Genomic DNA, 21,031 nt, shown 5'->3' with positions numbered 1-21,031 from the left:
TATTCATTTTTTAAAATTATTTGTTCTATACAAAACTAAGAACAATTTAATGATAACTCTTTTATTTTATATTTTAACACTTATTTATGTTAAATATTTTAATTAAAATTTTACAAGAAAAAATAAAACTGCTAAGTAAATTGCTCAATTTGAGCAGTTGTAAAGTGTTTAAGATTTACATTTTTTGTGTTTTACTACTAGAACTTTGATTATTGCTAGTTGAAGATTGGGCGTTTATTTTTAACTTATCTTTTTCAAATCCAATAGCAGCATCATTTTTTAAATTACAAAGTTTTTCCATTAATCTTAACATGATTGAATTAGTAGTTGTATATTCTTTTAAAAATTTTTCTGCGTTATCAATCGTTTTATCTAATTCAATTTTGTTTTTGTTTAATTTATTTTTTATTTTTTTATTTTTATCATAACAACCAAAAGTCAAAAATTTAATCATAAAATTTTTAAATTTACTTATTTTTTGACTTTCTAAATTAATTCTTTCATCTAATAAAACATTTTTTTTGGCAGTAACTTCAGTTAAATTATCAATAATATAATCACTTATTTTAAATTGTACTTTTTCAATTTCTTCTTCTAATTTATCAATTTTTATTTGCAAATTATTTTCATCTTCTTTTGGCATAATATTTTTTCCTTCTATTTTAATTTTGTTTATAAAGTAATATTCTGTTTAAATTCTTTAATAGCATTATTAGCTTTTGTTTCTAATTCATTAATAAATTTAATATGTTCTTCAATTAAGTTTTTAGTTTGTTTAGATGTAGAAGGTGCTAATTCAGATTTTTGTTTTAATACTAAAGCTTTTTCTTTTTGTACTTTTAAATCTTCTTTTCAACTATTCAGTTTTGTTTCTAATTTTTTGTTATATTTTTGTTCTTTGTTTTTGTTTTCCACTTTCATGTCTCCTTTTTTTGACAATAAAACCCATTTACTTTTAAAATAAAGTAATGGGTTAAAACTTATATATTTGCTAACAACTATATATTATCAAATTTTGGGTATTTTACAATTAATTAAGAATTTTAACCAAAATTGAATTATAAAATATCTATATTATTAAATATTTCAATGTGGTGTTGTTCTAACTTTCAGTTGTGTGATCTGATTTGTTCATCAACAAATTTTTTCATATTTTCATTTGGAACAAGTCAAAGAATATGAATATTTTGTAGTAAATAACTGCGTAAGTTATTTAATTTTAGTTTGAATTTACCTTTTGATTTGCGTGTTCTTTCAAGTTCAATAATCATTTCTTTATCTTTATGATGAATTAGTAAGTTGGGATATCCTTGTCTGCTTTTAGTTCTTTTTCTGTTTGATATGAAATTATGTCATTTTGTTGAGAAAGTCATTTATTGAGCAAATCTTGATGAACTAGTTCGTTGTAATTGATTTTAATTGTTTTATTATCTTATCCTAATTTTTGATTTCCTAAACTTGAAAGTGGGTAAATATTTTTAGTGGTTAATTTATCAACTTTAATTAATCTTTTATCCAATAAAAATCTTAATAAACTATTAATTGCTCCCATTTGCTTATTTAAAAGTAATCTAATTTCTATTTTATTTAAATGTCTTCATTTTCATTTATGATAAATAATAATAATTATAAATCTCAATTAATTGAAGGAAATAATATTGAAGGATTAAAATACATATTGTCTAATTTATGTGGAAAAGTGGATTTAATTTATCTTGATCCACCATTTAATACAAATCAAGTATTTTATTATGATTCAAATAAAATTGGAATGGTAAGTTCGAAAACAAAAACGCAAATTGCTTATGAAGATAAATTTAATCTTGAATCGTATCTTGCATTTATTAAAGAAAGATTACTATTACTTAAAGAATTATTATCTGATGAAGGAAGCATTTATGTACACATTGATACGAAAATGTCTCACTATTTAAAAGTTTTGATGGATGATATTTTTGGTATTGAAAATTTTAAAAATGATATTACACGAATCAAATGTAATCCTAAAAATTTTAATAGAACTGCTTATGGTAATGAAAAAGATGTTATTTTATTTTATGCAAAGAATGGAAAAAGAAATATTTGGAATGAAATAAAAATAAATTTAAATCAAGATGAATTAAAAAAAGCATTTAAAAAACGAGATAAAAATGGGAATTTTTATACAACGATTCCCGTTCATGCACCCAGTGAAACAAAAAAAGGTGCCTCTGGTTCTATTTGAAGAAACATGTTCCCACCAATAGGTAGACACTGAAGATATAATCCTAATATATTGGATAAATTAAATGCTCAAGGGAAGATTGAATGGTCAAAAAATGGAGTTCTTCGCATCATTAAATATGCAAATGAACATAAAGGAAAAAAAATCCAAGATATTTGGAAATTTAAAGACCCTCAAAATCCAAAATATCCTACGGAAAAAAACATTAATATGATCAAAATGATCATCAAACAATCATCACGAGAACAGAGTTATGTGCTTGATTGTTTTAGTGGTAGTGGAACTACATTATTGGCTGCTGAAAATACAAATCGAAAATGAATTGGTATTGATAATTCCCCAATTGCTATTAAGGTTTCTATGGAAAAACTTAAAGAATCAGAGTATGATTTTATCCAACTATAAAATAGACATCCCATAAAAATTAAAGTTAGTTTATTTGTATTTTTTTAACAAAACAATATTGATATTTTAAAAATCATTTGTTTTTCTAGTGTTATTAATTACACGACACTATCTTAATTTTTAATTTGATATAATTATTAAAAGAGTAATTATTTTAAAATAGATTGGGGTATTTTTATGGCAGAACCAAAAAATTCTAGTTCAATACCGGCTACAACTGCAATGAAAGAGCCAAAACTTTATCGTATTGGTCTATACAGCAAATTAACAATACTTATTAATGGCAGCTTAATTGCGGCAAGCTTAATAATAGGTTGAGCTTTATGAGTAACTATTACACGAGATGCAATTGATAATTATATTAAATGATTCAATGATACACAGCAAGTTAATTCTAATTTAAAAATTAATTTTAATGAAATAAGCATCATTGTTTTTATCATTTCTGGTTTAAGTTTAATGTTAGTAGTAGTACCTTTTATTTTTCTAAAAACTAAAAATGGCATTTCAACAATTTTTGGCTTAATAAGTTTTATTTTTACAGCAATATTTATTATTTTTCTTTTTGTTTTCTTTATCTTTCGCTTCAAAACTTTTACTTTCTTAGCCAATAAAGAAGATGGTGAAATAACTAATACTACTGGTAATTTTATCATAACTTTTTTACCATGAATGTTAGCAGTACTATTTGCCCTACTTGTCTTAATTCATAGCCTGTGATTAACTATTAATATTACTTCTAAATATAAATCAAATGCACTATTAATGCCTGTTGCTAAACCAGAAAAAATAAAACAAGAAACATTAATAGTTAAACAAGAAGCTGATAATACAATAACATTACCTGATATGATGTCGGTATCAAAAAATCAAGAACCATCATCAACAATGCCAGAAACTAATACTAATTTACAACAAGAAAAAATAGTTAGTAATCCCCAAACAGAAACTGTTCATTATACTAATCATGAATTAGAAGCAGTACCAATGCAGGGCGCTTATCATGCTGAAGCAGTACCACCAACAGAAGGTGCTCTTAATAATCATAAACCAACATCCAACAGTAGTGAAGAGGAAGAAACCTCAATATCTTCACAATCAAAAGCAGAAGCGATAACAGATACAGCAACAAATGTTAAGATTGATACTAATTATCAACCACAAAATCAAGGTGGTTTTGATATCAAAGATAATAGTGAACCTGAAATTGAACCAGCAGCTCATCTTAACGAAGTAGCAACTCCGCTAGCAACTTCCACAACACAACAAACACCAGAGTCAGCACCAATTGCAACTAAACTGAAAATTAAAAATACTAAACCAGCAATGCCAGCACCAAAAGTTACTAAACATCACTGAACATTAGAACAAATTGAAACAGCCTGAGAAAAAGCTGAAATAATTGATGGTGTTAGTAATAAATTATATCGTAAAGATTATGCTGGTGCTTGAATCTTTCATGATGCATTCACTACTGATTATGCAGCAGCAGATAATATCGAAACTTATTCGTGAACAATTGTTCTTCATCGTCCTATCGGTCAACAAGGAACAACTGAATTATATAATTTAGATCCAATGAACATTGTTAATGCAAAAAGTAAAGGTGAAAATTATCCTTCTTGAAAAACTAAAATTTCTTCAAAAGGAAACAAAAATATCATCAAAGAACAAAACTGAAAAGCAAGAACATAAGTAATAAAAAACTTTATTGGTAAAATAAAGTTTTTTATTATTTACTACAATATTTTTCAATAAATATAGTATCATTTACTTATGAATACCCAAACTACTATTGAACATTTATATATAGAAATACCTAATTTTAAAAACAAAGTAATTACTAGTTATCATTATTTTATTGAAAATATTAATAAACAATTAATATTGCTAACTAATAACTATCAATTAAAATTAAAAACTATTTATTTTGCTAATAAAAGCAAAGCAGTATTACCTATTATTTTTTTAGAACAATTATTAATACTACTTAACCCTTTTAGCCTTACTATTGAACAATATAACTTTGAGTGCACTATTAATAATACTAATGTTATCACTTTACAATTATTGTCAAAATTCAAGATTAATCGTTTAGTTTGAAAAATTATTAGTTTTCAAAATCAATTAAGTAGTAACTATCATTGTCAACAAAGTATTAACTTAATTAATGGTGCTATTAATTTAAAGTTTACTAATTTTTCAATTGATTTAAAATACAATTTACCTCATCAAACAATAATTGATGTTAACAATGATTTACAAATATGTATCCAATTAAAAACCCCTCATATTAGTTATGACAGTTATAATAAAAACCAAAATCTTAACATTAAAAAAAATATTAATAATTTTCTAAAAAAGAAAAAATATGATAACTATGAATACTATAGTTATACTAATAATCCTAATAATCAATCAAAATATATTATTGGCTATTGTTTATTAGAAAACTACTATGGTATTGGTCGCAATGCTGTTTCATATATTAAAACACAAAAGCAAACATTAATAATTAATAATAGCAAACAAAAAATTAATGTTTTATCAGCGAATGAAACTTTAATGTACAAGTTAGGACAAGGTTTATTATTAAAAAAAGGAATACCTATTAATAATAATGATCATTTTTGCCAACAACCATTTATTAACAAATTAATTAAAAATAAACAAATAAAAATAACAAATAATCATTTATCTTGCACAAATAAGTCGTGATTATTGTTAAATGATTTAATAATTGATATTATAACTAATACTATTATTTAAATTTAAATATTAATGAGGAGTGAATTAAGTATGAAATTCAATGAAAAATTACTAAAAGAAGCATATTTTCCGCAAGCACTAACAAAAATAAAAGAAATTGTTAAAATCCAATCATACGCACAACCAGCAACAGCAACAGCACCTTATGGTCCTAACGTTAAAGCAGTATTAGATTATGCCATTAATTTAGGTCAAGAATTAGGCTTTAAAACTTATCGTCATAAAAATAACAAATATGGATACTTAGAATATGGTGAAGGTAAAGAAATATTTGCAATGTTAGGTCATCTTGATGTCGTACCACCTGGTAATTTAGAAGAATGAAAAATTCCACCTTTCTCACCAGAAATTATTAACGGCATTTTATACGGACGTGGTGTACTAGATGATAAAGGCCCAACAATTATTATCTTATACTGTTTAAAATACTTAAAAGATCATGGTTACCAACCAAATCGCCGCATTAGAATTATTTTTGGTTTAACTGAAGAAACAACATGAGATTCAATTAATACATATATGAAAGAAGAAGGCACTCCAACTTTTGGTTTTACTCCTGATGGTATGTTTCCACTAGTATACGCTGAAAAAGGAATTATTAATTTAGATATTATTGGCACAGGTCATCAATCAATTATCATTAATGGTGGTGATGCATATAATGTTACTTGTGCTACTAGTGCTATTAGTGGTGTTGATGTTCAATCATTTGTCAAGATCGCTAATAATAAAAAATATCGAATTGAAAATAATGAGCAACAAATTATCATTCATGGTAAACCAGCTCATGGTTCACGACCAAATGAAGGAATTAATGCTGGATTAAGAAGTTTATTAATTTTAAATGAAATGCAAATTGATCATAATTTAGTTAAATTTGTTGGTGATATTTTACAAGAAGATACATCTTTACGTAACTATTTTGGTGATTTAGATGATGAATCAGGAAGTTTTACCATTAACGTTGGTATTGTTGAAATTAATAATAAAACTTCAAAACTAGGATGTAATATCCGTATTCCAGTTAAAACTGATTTGCAAGAAATTTTAAATAGATTAACAAAAATATTAACACCTTATAACTTAATAATAAAGCAACAACATTATGATAAACCATTATACATGCCACAAAACTCAACAATCGTTGTTAAATTAATGGAAATTTACCAAAATATTACTGGTGATAACAAAGCAAAACCAATTGCTATTGGTGGTGGTACTTACGCTAGAGCAATGCCAAACTGTGTAGCATTTGGAGCAATATTTGATCACAACAATTCTACTGAGCATCAATATAATGAATGTATTAAAGTTGATGAATTATGAAAAGCAATGTTAATTTATGTCCGTGCTATTAGCACACTAGGTAATTTAGAACCAAAAAAACTATAACAATCAAAAAAATAGTTATCAAAAATGGTAACTATTTTTGTTTTATCAACTAAATGGTTAATATTTAAGCAACTAGAATAATATTAAATAATAGTGTTCTTGATATTTGATATTATATTTTTGACTATCTTTAAAATTATCAAAATTTAAAGATGATCTTGATTACTTTTTTATTATATAAATTATACTATTAATAATTATTTTGGTATTTCTGATATTTTTGTTACAATTATTAAGCACTTATTAAACAATCAGGGAGTAACAAAAATGAAAACAAAAAAACGCATTATTGTTGGAATGAGTGGTGGTGTTGATTCATCAGTTACCGCTGCCTTATTACAAGCAGAAGGCCATGAAGTTATTGGTCTTTTTATGCGTAATTGAGACTCACTTTTAAATAATGATCTAGCAGGCAATAATATCCATGACATTTGTCCACAAGAACAAGATTATCTTGATGCTTTAGCGGTTTGTAAAAAACTAAATATTAAATTAGCAAGAGTTGATTTTATTAAAGAATATTGAGATGATGTTTTTACTTATTTTCTTAGCGAATTTAAAAAAAGTCGTACTCCTAATCCTGATATTTTATGTAATAAATATATTAAATTTGATGCTTTCTTAAAATATGCGCAAAAAAACTTACAAGCAGATTATATCGCAATGGGTCATTATGCGCGAATTAATTACAATCCAATAACTAAACAATATCAATTATTAAAAGGAATTGATCAAAATAAAGATCAAAGCTATTTTTTATGTCAATTAACACAAAACCAACTAAAATACAGTTTATTTCCATTAGGTGATAAAACTAAAACTGAAGTTAGAGCACTAGCTAAAAAATATAATTTACCAACAGCAACAAAAAAAGATTCTACAGGAATATGTTTTATTGGTAATCGTAATTTTCAAACATTTTTAACTAACTACTTACCGACTAATCCTGGCAAAATTATTGATATTAATACTAAAATTATTATTGGTAACCATAATGGTGTTTACTATTACACACTTGGCCAAAGAAAGGGAATTAATCTTTCTGGCATGAAAGTTCCTTATTTTGTTGTTGATAAAGATGTTACTAATAACATTCTCTATGTTGCTAATGACAATGAAAATAAATGACTAATGAATAGTGACTGTACTGTTAAATCATTAAACTGAATTAACAATGTTAATTTAAAAAATGATGTACCTTGTTTTGCAAAATTTCGTTATCGTCAAACTGATGTTGCTGTTAATATTAGTGTTATTAATGATGATGAAATTAAAGTCAAATTTTCAGAAAAAATCCGTGCTATTACTCCTGGTCAAACTGCTGTTTTTTATGATGGAGACATTTGTCTTGGTGGCGGAGTTATTGATAAAATATTTCGCTAATCAATTTTAAATAACGAAATATTTTAATATAACTATAATAAATAATGTTGATATTAATAATTAAAGATTATTATTCATTTTTTCATATTTTTATTGATAATTTTATTGCATTTTCCTTTTAATGTTTTTAAAATTTAAATAACTTAAATATAAATTTAAGCACAAATTATAGAAAAAAACAAAAAAAGGGGAATTTTAATGAAAAAAATATTAACAGCATTAAGTATTTTTGCACTGCCAACAATAGGAAACTTAAGTAATAGTTTTAATACAACCAAAAATCATTTAGTTAAAAAAGAATTACTCACAAATAAGCAAACCACTGTTCATGAAAATAATCATGATTTTATTTTTAATCACTGAATAAAAAATCATAAAGATGAAATATTTGCAGAAAGTGATGATGGTCTTTATAAATATAATAATGATAAAAATACATTTATCAAATTGGAAGGCATTAATGAAAAAATAGTAGATTTAAAATTTGACACGCAAGATAACATTTATAGTTTAACAGAAAATGGCATTTACAAATGTCCTGATAACAAAATTAAATTTGTAAAAATGAAAGTATTATCAAATGCTAGTATTTTTTCGTTTACAAATCTGAAAATTGATCAAGCAAACAACATATATGTATGATCTAGTGAAGAAGGTATTTATCAATGTTTAAATAACAATACTGAATTTAATAAAATCGGTGGTATTCATTTAGATCAAGAACATGATTTTAAAATATACTTATTTTTTTCACAAAATAATATTTATGCAATAACTATTGAAAATCCTTATAATAAAAAAATTTATAAATGTTTAGTTAATGAAACCGAATTTACTTTAATTGATTATAAATCAAAACAAAATGATAATCTTACAGCAGAGTCATATCGTTTTACTGTTGATGAAATTGGTAATATTTATGTATTAAGTAAAAATTTTTATAATTTTACGACAATTGTTTATAAATATTCATTTGCAGAAAATAAATTCATAAAAATAACTGGTTTACCAGAAAAAAATGGTATTAATAATAATGTTCAATTAAAAATTGATAGCAAAAATAATATTTACGTATTAAACTTATATAATAAAATTTTTAAATGTTTAGTTAATGAAACCGAATTTAAAGAAATTATGGTACCAAACAATGACAGTATAACTAGTATCGAATTTGATTATCAAGATAATATTTATCTTTTAACAAATAATGGTGTTTTTAAATGTTTAGTTGATGAAATGGAATTTAAGGCAATGACAATAGAGGAAAATTATAAACCAAGAAAAATAGTTATTAATAAAAATAATATTGTTTATCTGATAGATATTGACAGTCATATTTATAAATGTGCAGATAACAACATGGAATTTAAATTAATGACAGGTTGACCAGGAATACCTTGTATTTTAAAATTTGATAAAAATAATAATATTTATGCTCAATTTAAAAATGGAATTTATAAATGTCTAGCTGATGAAATGGAATTTAAAGCAATGAAAGGATTATCAAGATCTATTACTTATACAACATTTGATACAAATGGCAATATTTTTGCCTTAGCTAAAAAAAATTATCCCTATAAATGTGCAACTAACGAAATAGAATTTAAAGAAATTTTCAATAAACAAATATTTAATAATGATAATCAATTTGAAGTAGCAAATCGTACTTTAGCTCATGATTGAATAACAATAAAAATTAGTTATAATACTTTTTTACATATGAAACAAATTTATAAAGATGAAAATCAAGATAAACTTCAAAAATTATTTTATGACATTATTATTAAATTTACACAAGTAAATAACACATCATTAGGTGGTGATATTTTAGAGACAGATTATAATACAGCAATATCAGTAATAATTAATCATTTTCCAGAAATTAATAATTTTTTTTGAGGTTTATCACAAGGTCAAGGGATAAAAATTGTTACAAATAGAATTGGCTCATGAGCCAAAAGTGATTATATGGGTATCTTTAGTCAATAAAAAATAATAAAAATAAAAGATGAAATATTTAAACTTTCTGATTGGACTATTTGATAATAAATTTTGTAAGTTGTAATATACTTTGTTAATTTAAAATGCGTGGCTTAGTTTGAAATCTATTACTCATACTATTAGCACTATCAATATTACTATTAACTGTATTAATAATTGGCTTAATATTTCTATCAAATAAAGTAATATTAGCATTTTTAATAGCAATAAAAAAATTTTTGAAAAAAAGTAATTGTTCAGAAGAAAAAATTAATTCTTGATTAGAAATTGAATTAATAACTTTTTGAATATCATAATTATTTTCATAATACATAACAAAATTATCACATTGATAATTGTTCATTAGCGTAAAGAAAAAATCAGTGGCATCTTTAGCTACTTCTTCAAGTGGTAATGTTTTTAAAATTTTAATTTCACCATCATTATAAGTTGTTGCTACTTTATATAAAATTTGATAATTATTATCAATTTTATACTTTTCTAATTTACAATTTTTTAATTGCTTATTATCATTAGGATAATATGATTTATTTGCCATTTAATTACCACCTTTAAATAAATTCTTTTTCAATTTAAATAACTAAAAAGGGATTTACAAAATCAAGTATTACTTTTTATTTAATTCTACAACTAAATTGATAAAAAATAAAGTAAATATGATAATAAAATACATTATTTTATTATTTATCTAATTTAATAAATAAAATTAAAATTTTATGCTGTAACAGGATTATTCAAAGCAATTATTGGCAAAATAATAGTATCTAAATGTAATTTTAGAAAGGTAGGTTATTCCTAAAAAATTGTTATTTCATTGCTTTGAGTAAGTGAAAGAAAAAATTCATGGTAATAAATGTATTCAATAATTTAATTAAAGAATCAAATTTTGTTTTATGTAACCTTTAATTTGTTGCTTTGATATTAATAGTATAACAACTAACAACTGAACTAGCACTTCTACTAGTCATAATATCAATTTAACAAGCAGCAGTAATTTTAAAGCCAGTTGTATCTGTAATTGCTATTTTGTCTAGATAAAGCATTTTGATTGTTACAGTTAAATCAGCAATAGCATCAGTATCTGTTTATGAATAATCTTGATTTTCATTACCTAATTTAAAACCTAAAGCAACTAAAAACTTTGCAACATCAGCATCTTTTGCTTTAAACTTATTTTCAATAGCACCAGCAATTAATAATTTTTATTTAAAAAGATGTTCTTTAATAATATTAGTAGGATCACCACTAATAAAACAAACTTCAAGTTTATCAAAACTAATACTTCATTAATGTTACTTGTTTTTTCATCACTATATCATCCTAATAAGAAAGCGTATTTACCATTTAAATATGAATTAGTTGGCGTTTTTTCACCATTGCCACAAATAACAATTAAAGTAGTAGCTTCTGTTTAAGGTAAGTGCTCCCATATCAATCTTAATATATTTTTCATATTCATATATATAGTATACACTCAATAATATGATTTAAATTTCACTACAATAATTATAATTTATTACCTCCTTACAATATTATATTGTAAGGAGGCTGCTAACATTTATTAGCTACTATAGCTAATATTTGGAAATAAAAAAATACTCTTTTAATAAGTTTAAAAAGAGTATTAATATTATTTAATAAAATTAAGCAGTAGCAAGTGTTAATGTAGTTTCTGCAGCAAAGGTAACATCACCTGCTTTATAAACTATTTTTAATGTATCATCTGCAGCTCAATTATTACCTGCAGCTGTAATTTCTCCTAATTGAGCAGTAATTTTTAAACCAGTTACTGTGTTTAATGCATTAAATTGTTTTACTACATCTGTTGTTCCCTGAATTTTTATTGCTACTCCTGGTGTTTTTGCTGCTTCTGGAACGGGTTTACCAATTTCAAATTGAATTGCAGTATTATCAGCAACATCGGTATCTGTTGCTTTAATTTTAGCAACTAATGTTGTAAGTGCAACATTAACAACACCTTTTGTACTATCAGCTTTTAACTTAATACTATAAAGATCACCAAGTTTTTCGTTACCTTTTTTAAATTGAAAACTAAAAGTTCCACCAGTAATGGCATAATCTTTATTATCATCCATTTTTTTTAAAGTTGGAGTAATCTGAGTAACTTCACCAGTAATTGCCGTTAATGTAGCATTATCAAAAACTCCATCATCCAATTTTGAACCTGTTTTTGGTTTAACTGTTAGAACATTAGTAATAAAATCAAAACATGATTGATCAGCAGCTTTATCAGCTGTTGTTAATAATTTAGCAGCTGTAATTGGTGTTGCCAAAGCAGGAACAGACCAAATCACTGCATCTGCTTTAGATGATATATCAAGTGTTGCTTCTTGTACACCTTGACCTTTATCATCAGTTAGACCTAACTGTTTTGATACATCAGTGTTCATCGCCACAGATGATTGATCACATGCTACAACTGAAGTAGCAGTTCCTATTGTTAAGGTAAGTGCTCCCATTAATCTTAATATATTTTTCATATTCATATATAGTACCTCCAGTAATATGATTTTGAACCACAATACAATAACCATAATTTAGAATTTTTTTCCCAAATATAATATTGAAATGAATTCAGTATTATTATACATTATATTTTTTCTTCTGCCATTAATATACACTTTAAATTATATTTTTATTCTTCGTCCTCTCGCCATTCGCCTTCTGATATTAGTAATTCTTGCCGAACATTTTTAGCAAATGTATAATTAGCATTTTTATCATTACCATTAATTTGGACATTGCGTATTAAATAATTATCAATTTCATTTTGTAAATTTTTTGCAACAAAAGGTCAATCATCTTTTACTCTAAATTCTTTATCCAATTTTGCTTGTAACTTAGGATCACTAATCATTCTTTTTCTTTGCATTGGTTTATAATAAGCAAAATATCAAATTAAAGCAAAACTAATACTAGCAATTAAATAAACTAATTGTAAAACATTAGAAGCAACAGCAGATATTCCTTTGGTAGTGTCTGCTTTGCCATTAGCAATCATATGTGAACCTGAAATTAAACCATTAATTAATGATCTTAGTCACTCTTCAAATTGTCAAACTAAGAAAATTGATGCAATAAATCAAATAACAATTTCAACAATATTTTTTTTCAATTTCTTTTCAAGAGACAACTTAATAGCAATTGAAAGGACAAAAATATAAATAATAACCATAATAATACCAGCTTCAGCAGTTAATGTTCCATAATTAACAATCGAACTTAAAACTAAATTATTAGCATCATCATAAATAGGATGTATGGTATCAATTATTAATCCAATAATATCAGGTAAAATTAATCATACAAATGCTGAAGAAAAAGTAATAATTAAATTTAATCTTGAAGCTTTAAATGGAATATTATCTTTTGATAATTCTTTATATTTAGGAGAAATATACCCCTCAACTGATAATGGTTCTAAAATGGCACCACTATATAAAGCATTTTGCATTCCAGCATTAGATTTTAATGAAATGGTGCAAATTAACATGATAAGTATCCCAATAATTCCTAATCATTGTGCATTAGCTTTCTCTCCTAATATTTTAAAAATACTCAAGTTGGGATTATCTGAAAAATTACCAGCTACAGCACCAATCATCAGTACTGTTACTATCATATAAAAAATAGTAGATAAAATCATAACAATCACTAGCGAACGACTAATATTTTTTTCAGGATTTCTGACATTTTTACCAATTGTTGAATAAGTTTCAAATCCTAAAAAGAAAAAGAAACACATGGCAAAAGCTTGTGAAAAGTTATTAGCAGTTAGTTGTTGATGAGAAGTAGTCATACTTCAATTTGAAGTACCTGCCATCACAAATAACACAATAGTAGCTATGATTAATAAAAAAGTTGTTCCTCATTTTAAATAACTAGAAATATTTACAAATTTTTTAAAAGCAGCCATTCCTAAAAATAAAACACAAGAAGCTAGACCATAAATTAACATGCCAATTAAATCAAGCCCTAAATGTTGTCAAACCCCCCAATTAGCATACAAAAATGATGTTTGATCAGTAAAATTAATTCTAATCATTGATACAATTTGCGAACTGACAATAACTGGCAATGTTGCATATTGTAAAAAAGAAATTAATCATCCTCAGAAGCGTCCATAACTACTTCTAACATAAATATAGGCAGCACCATTATTACCTGGATGCACTCGTGAAAGTCTTGAAAAAGATCAAGCACAAGTTCCTGCAATTAATCCTTCTACTAAAAAAATTCAAATCATATGGGAACCTAAGTTTAAACTATCTTTATTAATTAAAACTACAAAATTAGCAGTAAAAGTAATGCCAACAGTATAATTAAAACCAAACCAAATTAATTCTGATAAAGTTAATTTATGATTTGTCCTTTCTTTTTTCTTAAAAAGTTTTAACATAATATTCTCCTTTCAATTATTATAACTATATACCTTTAAAATCACCTCAATTAATTACAAAAAGTAAAATAATAAAAAATATATGAAACTATAATAACTAATATTATTTTAAAATGCTACTAATATTTAATTAATTTTTTAAAATAATATTAAAAAATAATATTAAATATCTTTTAATCTAGATAGTAAATAGTGTATTATATAATAATACTTTTAAAAAATTAACGAGGAGGCATTAACGATTTATGAAAATTAATAAAAAGAAAAAATTTCGTTTATTTCCATTTAAAATGCCAACAGCAATTACCGTTTTATTCTTTATTATTGCACTAATTGTTGTTATCTCTTGGATTCCAGGAACAACTGGTAAATGATTACAAGATGAATCACAACCACCAGATCCTAATACTAACCCTTGACAACAAGGTGGCCCATTAGGGATCATGGACTTATTTTTGGCGCCAATTAAAGGCTTTATTGGTAGCAGTGATATTATTATTTTTGTTTTAGTAATTGGTGGTTACATTGGCATCGTTATGAAATCAGGTGCTTTAGATGCTGGAATTGGTCGTTTAGTTAAACGTCTAAACGGAAAAGAAATTTGAATTATTCCTTCAATTATGACTATTTTATCAATTGGTGGAACTGTCGAAGGAATGTGTGAAGAAACTATTCCTTACTATTTAATTATTATTCCAGCAATGTTAGCTGCTGGTTTTGATGTTGTTACTGCCGTACTAATGATTTTATTAGGTGCTGGGGTTGGTGTTATGTTCTCAACACTTAATCCCTTTGCTATTGCAACAGCTTCACAAGCTAGTGGTTTAAATCCTGGTGATGGTATCATTTGACGTTTAATTTGTTGATTTTTAGCAACAATTGGTACTATTGCTTTTGTGATGTGATATGCCATTCGTGTTAAACATAATCCTGAAAAATCAGTTGTTTTTCATTTACATAGTGAACATCATGAAGAATTTATTAATAATGAAGAAATTCCAGAATTTACTAAACGTCGTAAAATTATTTTAGCATTATTTGGATTAACATTTTTAATTATGGTACTTTGTATTATCCCTTGAGGAAAAATTACCGGAACAACTATTTTTGATGATTTTCATGATTTATTAATTAACTACTTTCCATATTTTACAAGCCAAATTAATGCATTTGGTGACTGAAATATTGAAATGTTAGCATTTTTATTTTTCTTTGTTTCACTTATTATCGCAGCAATCGATTGAAAAGGTGAAGAAAAATATGTTCGTAATTTTATTAGTGGTTCTTCAGAATTATTAGGTGTTGCTTTAATTATTGCTGTTGCTGGTGGTATTGGTTGATCATTACAACACTCAGGAATGCAACATGTTGTTGTTGGACAATTACAAAGTATTGATAAATTACCAAGATTTGCTATTGTTATTATTGGTTTCTTTGCTTTTTTAGTAATTGCTTTTATTATTCCTTCAACCTCAGGTTTTGCAAAAGCTGTTTTTCCCATTGTTTCAAAAATAGTAATTCCGTTAGGATTAGGTTCAGGAATGATTACTACTTTTGTAATGGCTAGTGGTTGAATTAATTTATTTGCACCAAGTGCAGGAGTAATGATGGCAGGACTTGCCATTGCTAAAGTTCCACTAACGAGTTTCTATCGTGCAGTCTGACCATATACTATTGGCATTACTGTCTTTGCTTTATTAATGTTAAGCATTGGAACTTTATTACCAACATCAATTTTTTAGTACTTATTATTTAATAAAATTTATTATATTAAATGTTTCTAATTTATAATGTTTATATTTATTAAAATCAAAAATTTTATCTAATCCAAACTTAAACAGTACTTCTTGTCTAATTTTTGTGTGACTAACAGTTTTTTATCAGTTTCATTTCTATGTTTAATATATGGTTTATAATTTTTAATTTCTAAATTTTCAATTGTTAATTCTATTTCTTAAAATAAGTTTATCCTTCATTTTTTTATATAATTATATCGTAAAAATAATTAAATATTTATCAGCAAAATTACTAACAAGGTAAAACTAGTTAACATTAAATATCATTGCTTTAATTAATAAGTTTGAAAGTTAGGAAAAGATATTATGACAACACATGAAAAACAAAATATCCAACAACAACAGTTGTTTTCTAAGTTATGAGATATTTCTAATACGTTACGTGGGACAATGGAACCATCCGAATATAAAGAGTATATCTTAGGATTAATATTTTATCGTTATTTATCAGATAATGTCCAATCGATAATAGCAAAAGATTTAACAATGGAAGGGATTGATTATTACACTGCTTTAACTAATGAAAAATATCGCAATGATTTTTTAGAAGTTTTATATGATAATGATAGTGTTGGATATTATATTGAACCAGAATATTTATGACAAGCAATAAATAAAAAAATTAATAGTGGAAAATTTGATATCTTCATCTTAAGAAAAGCGTTTAACAAATTAATTGAATCAACAGTTGGTCATGCATCAGCAAAAGAATTCGAAAATTTATTTGATTCTGTTGATTTAGATTCTAGTAAATTGGGAAAAACAGAAACCGAGAAAAGTAACATCATTGCTAAAGTAATGTTAAAAATTAATGAAATTAATTTTGAAATTAACGATGCAGAAATTGATATTTTAGGTGATGCCTATGAATATTTAATTAGTAAATTTGCTTCTGAATCAGTAAAAGCAGCAGGTGAATTTTATACACCACAACCTGTTTCTAAATTATTAGCTAAATTAGTTAGTCAAGGAAAAACAGAAATTAAAACGGTTTATGATCCAACATGTGGTTCTGGTTCATTACTATTAAGAGTATATAAAGAATTAAAAATTGGTCATTTATATGGTCAAGAATTAAAAACCAATTTATATAATATCGCAAGAATGAATATGATGTTACATGGTTTAAAGTATAATAAATTTGATATTTATCATGGTGACACACTAGAAGATGATGGTTTTAAAGGACAAGAATTTGAAATAATTGTTGCCAATCCGCCATATAGTTCTCATTGATCGGCAAATCAAAAATTTTTAAGCGATGAAAGATTTAGTGCTTATGGCAAATTAGCACCAAAAACAAAAGCTGATTTTGCTTTTATTCAAAATATGATTTATAAATTAGCAGCTAATGGTGTCATGGCCGTTGTTATTCCACATGGAATTTTGTTTAGAGGTAATGCTGAATTAATTATTAGAAAATATATGATTGCCAAAAATTGAATTGATACTATTATTAGTTTACCAGCTAATATGTTTTATGGGACATCAATTCCAACTTGTATTATTGTAATGAAAAAATGGAAAAGTGATAATGCCATTTTGTTTATTGATGCTTCGAAAGAATTTGCCAAGCAAGGAAATAAAAATACTTTAACTGATGAAAATATTATTAAAATTATTAATGTTTTTAATAACAGAAAAACTATTGCTAAATTTTCTAATTTAGTTGCGATCGAAATAATTAAAGCAAATGATTATAACTTAAATATTGCTCGTTATATTGATAATACAGCAGAAAAAGAAATAATTAATATTAAAGAATTGCAAGATAAATTAATTACTAATGAACAAGCAACGCAAAAATTAAATGAAGAATTTAAGTTACTGGTAAAAGATTTGGTGATTAATAATGAATAAATCTCTGGTGCCAAAAATTAGATTTAAAGGATTTAATGATGAATGAAAAAAATATAAAATTAATGAAATTTATAAATTAAAAAGAGGATGCGTTATAAGTAAAGAAATACTTTCTAAAAATAAAGAAGCTAATTTTTTTCCTGTATATTCATCTCAAACATCAAATAATGGAATAATGGGTTGAACTAATAGTTATCTTTTTGAAAAAAATAAAATTATTTGAACAACTGACGGTGCTAATGCTGGTACTATTAGATTTGTGAATGAAAAATTTTATGCATCTAATGTTTGCGGAGTTTTGATTGGTAAAAAAGATCATTATAATAATTATTCATTTGCTATTTCAATTAATTTAGAAGCAAAAAAACATGTAAATAAAAATGGAAATCCAAAGTTAATGAATAATATTATGGGAAATATTAATTTTTATAATTCAAAATCAAAAAATGAACAAACAAAAGTGGCACAATTTTTTACCATTATTGATAAAAAAATTGAATTAGTTAAAGAACAGTTAAGTTTATTAGCAAAACAAAAACAATATTACTTAAATAATATGTTTGCTAATGAAAAAGGTTATCCCCAAATTAGATTTAAAGAGTTTATTAATGAAAATAATTTTCAAAAAGTAAAATTAAGAACAATAGCAACAATTTGAGGTGGTTCAACACCTTCAACAAAAAATAAAAAACTATGATTAAATGAAATTCCTTTTATAACTCCTAATTTTATTACAAAAAATAACAGTATGCTGCTTAATAAATATGATCGTTTTATTACAGATAAAAATTTTAATTTTTCTAAGAAAAATGATATTCTTTTAACTTGCAGAGCTCCTGTTGGTGTAGTTACAATAAATAATTTAGAAAAATGTTGATTTAGTCAAGGAATAAAAAACATTAGAACAGGAAAATTAATAAACCATAAATACCTATATTATTGACTTTATAACAATAAGAAATGTATTAATTACTAATTCATTTGGAACAACATTCTTAGAAATTTCTAATAAAGATTTAGAAAATATTCAAATTTATATTACTTGTAGTTTACAAGAACAAACTAAGATTGCACATTTTTTTAGTATTATTGATAGGAAAATTGAATTAGTCAAAGAACAGTTAAGTTTATTAGCAAAACAAAAACAATATTACTTAAATAATATGTTTATTTAATTTATGGTTTCTATCTGATTTTTAGATACAAATAAAAGTTTTACATAATTTAACAAGAAAATGAATAATAATTAATACTAATAGTAATATTGATATGTATTTTTTTTAACTTCTACCTTTTCTTCACTTCTAACAAAAAATCATTGATAAAAACCAAAACAAGCATTACCAAGAGCAACAAATCACATTAATAAAAGATTTACATCTAAATGATTATGAGCTACTCCTGAATACATAACAATTTGACAAATATTAACAATTATTCAAAAAAATCATTGTTCACGAAAACGTAATAACATTAAAATTTGGGCAACAATACTTAATGCATTAGTTAATGAGTCTAAAATATGAGGTAGCAATTGTTGAAAAGTATTACCATCAAAATCATAATGACCTAAAATTACACGTGAAAACTCAGGAATTTCAAAATAAAAAAATACTGCTAAAACAATGGTAAAATAAATAACAATAACATTTGTTTTTAAATTTAAACGTTTAGAAATTATTTCTTGTTGTGAATTTAAATGAAACTTTCATAAACTATAGCCAATAAATTGGAAAGGTAAAGCAAAAAATAAATTTAATTGCATGCTACCAATATAATCTCAAACTAAAGCAATACAACCATAAATACTAACAGCAAAAAAACCTCAAAAAAAATTAGAAATTTTACCAAATGAAATCAAAATTATACAAATAACATTAGTAAAAGCAGCAATACCATTTAAAAATAACAATGCTTGTTGTCAAGGGCGATAAACTTGATGGTTAATAATTGTTCAAATCGAAGGATATAAAGCAGGATTAACAAAATGATTCAAATCAAAAAATGTATTTCATACCATAAAAATTCCTAAACAAAAAATAGCGACCTTACCAGTAAATGGAAGCGTGTTAAAATCTTTAGGTATTAGTAATAAAAATGATTTTATATTTTTATTACTTGTTATAAATTTAAATTTTATATTTTTAAACATTTTGTTAATCCTTTTTAGTTATTTATTAAAATAAACTATCGTATTATTTCATTGTAATTTTCCATAAATTGCTAATGTTAGGCCATCATTAACTTTATCCAATTCACTTTCATTAACAAAAGTACCACTAATCCCTTTTTCACCAATACTGCCATCAACTTTACCAAAATAAACTAACGTTAAATCTAAATTTAAAGTTGTGACATCAACTGCATAAAAATACCATTTTTTTATTGAAGTTTTATTAATATAATAACTACCAAGGTTATAAATATAATTACTTTTTAAACCATTAATATTAATTCCTGTCTCTTCAAATATCTCATCTTTAACAGTTTGCAATGGTGATTTATTTAATTTACAGCCACCTGTTAAAGTACTAAAGTGTGATTTTTTTTATCTTCAAATAAAGGATTATTTTCATTTATTAACAAAAACCAATATTGATTATTTTGATATATAAAAGGTAAAACAGCAACTGCTTCATTATTACATCAAGGCTCACTAACACCCATCATAAAACCATTAGTAATTAACTTTAAAAATTTACCCATAATTCTGTTTGGTACTCCTTTTGTATTTGAATAACTGATATTTATTCATTATAACACTAACTGCAAATTTAATAA

The 21,031-nt window shown here is 24.8% G+C and carries 20 protein-coding genes; 11 read left to right on the top strand and 9 right to left on the bottom strand.

What is annotated here, in order from left to right:
* Nucleotides 1-175 precede the first annotated feature (175 nt).
* From ACQH25_RS02630 to ACQH25_RS02620, 3 genes are all read right to left on the bottom strand, one after another.
* Nucleotides 176-643, bottom strand: a complete 468-nt coding sequence (locus ACQH25_RS02630; RefSeq protein WP_425381687.1) for a hypothetical protein — start codon at nucleotides 641-643, stop codon at nucleotides 176-178.
* Between the two features lie 29 nt (nucleotides 644-672).
* On the bottom strand, nucleotides 673-915 hold the full coding sequence (locus tag ACQH25_RS02625) for a hypothetical protein (protein ID WP_425381686.1): 243 nt from the start codon (nucleotides 913-915) through the stop codon (nucleotides 673-675).
* Between the two features lie 143 nt (nucleotides 916-1,058).
* Nucleotides 1,059-1,373 carry a hypothetical protein gene (locus ACQH25_RS02620; protein ID WP_425381685.1) on the bottom strand — a complete coding sequence of 105 codons (315 nt, stop codon included), beginning with the start codon at nucleotides 1,371-1,373 and terminating at the stop codon, nucleotides 1,059-1,061.
* Nucleotides 1,374-1,609: 236 nt separating this feature from the next.
* On the opposite strand from ACQH25_RS02620, the gene ACQH25_RS02615 reads away from it, so the two are divergent.
* The 6 genes from ACQH25_RS02615 (at nucleotide 1,610) to ACQH25_RS02590 (ending at nucleotide 10,162) form a co-directional block, all read left to right on the top strand.
* Nucleotides 1,610-2,629 carry a DNA methyltransferase gene (locus ACQH25_RS02615; protein WP_425381684.1) on the top strand — a complete coding sequence of 340 codons (1,020 nt, stop codon included), beginning with the start codon at nucleotides 1,610-1,612 and terminating at the stop codon, nucleotides 2,627-2,629.
* A 177-nt stretch (nucleotides 2,630-2,806) separates the two neighbouring features.
* Nucleotides 2,807-4,324, top strand: a complete 1,518-nt coding sequence (locus ACQH25_RS02610; RefSeq protein ID WP_425381683.1) for a hypothetical protein — start codon at nucleotides 2,807-2,809, stop codon at nucleotides 4,322-4,324.
* 81 nt (nucleotides 4,325-4,405) lie between these two features.
* Nucleotides 4,406-5,398, top strand: coding sequence for a hypothetical protein (locus tag ACQH25_RS02605; RefSeq protein ID WP_425381682.1), 993 nt, complete (start codon nucleotides 4,406-4,408; stop codon nucleotides 5,396-5,398).
* Nucleotides 5,399-5,428: 30 nt separating this feature from the next.
* Entirely contained in the window at nucleotides 5,429-6,790 is a 1,362-nt protein-coding gene (locus ACQH25_RS02600) for a Sapep family Mn(2+)-dependent dipeptidase (protein ID WP_425381681.1), read from the top strand.
* 243 nt (nucleotides 6,791-7,033) lie between these two features.
* The gene (gene mnmA, locus ACQH25_RS02595; RefSeq protein ID WP_425381843.1) at nucleotides 7,034-8,173 is read left to right on the top strand and encodes a tRNA 2-thiouridine(34) synthase MnmA; all 1,140 of its coding nucleotides are present in this window, start codon (nucleotides 7,034-7,036) and stop codon (nucleotides 8,171-8,173) included.
* A 198-nt stretch (nucleotides 8,174-8,371) separates the two neighbouring features.
* A complete protein-coding gene (locus ACQH25_RS02590) occupies nucleotides 8,372-10,162 on the top strand; it encodes a hypothetical protein (protein ID WP_425381680.1) in 1,791 nt (596 codons plus the stop codon).
* An 85-nt stretch (nucleotides 10,163-10,247) separates the two neighbouring features.
* Here ACQH25_RS02590 and ACQH25_RS02585 read toward each other — a convergent pair whose 3' ends face one another.
* A complete protein-coding gene (locus ACQH25_RS02585; protein WP_425381679.1) occupies nucleotides 10,248-10,712 on the bottom strand; it encodes a hypothetical protein in 465 nt (154 codons plus the stop codon).
* Between the two features lie 676 nt (nucleotides 10,713-11,388).
* Between ACQH25_RS02585 and ACQH25_RS02580 the strand changes: the two genes are divergently transcribed.
* On the top strand, nucleotides 11,389-11,589 hold the full coding sequence (locus ACQH25_RS02580) for a hypothetical protein (RefSeq protein WP_425381678.1): 201 nt from the start codon (nucleotides 11,389-11,391) through the stop codon (nucleotides 11,587-11,589).
* 228 nt (nucleotides 11,590-11,817) lie between these two features.
* Here ACQH25_RS02580 and ACQH25_RS02575 read toward each other — a convergent pair whose 3' ends face one another.
* Nucleotides 11,818-12,681 (bottom strand): hypothetical protein, encoded by an 864-nt coding sequence (locus tag ACQH25_RS02575; RefSeq protein ID WP_425381677.1) that lies wholly within the window; start codon nucleotides 12,679-12,681, stop codon nucleotides 11,818-11,820.
* A 149-nt stretch (nucleotides 12,682-12,830) separates the two neighbouring features.
* A complete protein-coding gene (locus ACQH25_RS02570; protein ID WP_425381676.1) occupies nucleotides 12,831-14,594 on the bottom strand; it encodes an APC family permease in 1,764 nt (587 codons plus the stop codon).
* A gap of 245 nt (nucleotides 14,595-14,839) precedes the next feature.
* Between ACQH25_RS02570 and ACQH25_RS02565 the strand changes: the two genes are divergently transcribed.
* The 4 genes from ACQH25_RS02565 to ACQH25_RS02550 all read left to right on the top strand — a co-directional run bounded on the left by ACQH25_RS02565 (nucleotide 14,840) and on the right by ACQH25_RS02550 (nucleotide 19,425).
* Entirely contained in the window at nucleotides 14,840-16,336 is a 1,497-nt protein-coding gene (locus ACQH25_RS02565) for a YfcC family protein (protein ID WP_425381675.1), read from the top strand.
* 360 nt (nucleotides 16,337-16,696) lie between these two features.
* Entirely contained in the window at nucleotides 16,697-18,250 is a 1,554-nt protein-coding gene (locus ACQH25_RS02560) for a type I restriction-modification system subunit M (RefSeq protein ID WP_425381674.1), read from the top strand.
* On the top strand, nucleotides 18,243-19,226 hold the full coding sequence (locus tag ACQH25_RS02555; protein ID WP_425381673.1) for a restriction endonuclease subunit S: 984 nt from the start codon (nucleotides 18,243-18,245) through the stop codon (nucleotides 19,224-19,226). Before ACQH25_RS02560 ends, ACQH25_RS02555 begins: the two co-directional genes overlap by 8 nt.
* Nucleotides 19,174-19,425 (top strand): restriction endonuclease subunit S, encoded by a 252-nt coding sequence (locus tag ACQH25_RS02550; RefSeq protein WP_425381842.1) that lies wholly within the window; start codon nucleotides 19,174-19,176, stop codon nucleotides 19,423-19,425. Before ACQH25_RS02555 ends, ACQH25_RS02550 begins: the two co-directional genes overlap by 53 nt.
* Before the next feature lie 77 nt (nucleotides 19,426-19,502).
* On the opposite strand, the gene pnuC is transcribed toward ACQH25_RS02550, so the two are convergent.
* The 3 genes from pnuC to ACQH25_RS02535 are packed head-to-tail and all read right to left on the bottom strand — an operon-like array spanning nucleotide 19,503 to nucleotide 20,956.
* Nucleotides 19,503-20,402: a nicotinamide riboside transporter PnuC gene (gene pnuC, locus ACQH25_RS02545; protein ID WP_425381672.1), complete on the bottom strand. Its 900-nt coding sequence runs from the start codon at nucleotides 20,400-20,402 to the stop codon at nucleotides 19,503-19,505.
* Nucleotides 20,403-20,420: 18 nt separating this feature from the next.
* Nucleotides 20,421-20,744: a hypothetical protein gene (locus ACQH25_RS02540; protein ID WP_425381671.1), complete on the bottom strand. Its 324-nt coding sequence runs from the start codon at nucleotides 20,742-20,744 to the stop codon at nucleotides 20,421-20,423.
* Between the two features lie 29 nt (nucleotides 20,745-20,773).
* The gene (locus ACQH25_RS02535; protein WP_425381670.1) at nucleotides 20,774-20,956 is read right to left on the bottom strand and encodes a hypothetical protein; all 183 of its coding nucleotides are present in this window, start codon (nucleotides 20,954-20,956) and stop codon (nucleotides 20,774-20,776) included.
* Between the last annotated feature and the right edge of the window lie 75 nt (nucleotides 20,957-21,031).

It is taken from the genome of Spiroplasma endosymbiont of Polydrusus pterygomalis (genome assembly GCF_964030825.1).
Lineage (GTDB): Bacteria > Bacillota_I > Bacilli_A > Mycoplasmatales > VBWQ01 > Spiroplasma_E.
This window is presented reverse-complemented; position numbering and strand designations above follow the sequence as displayed.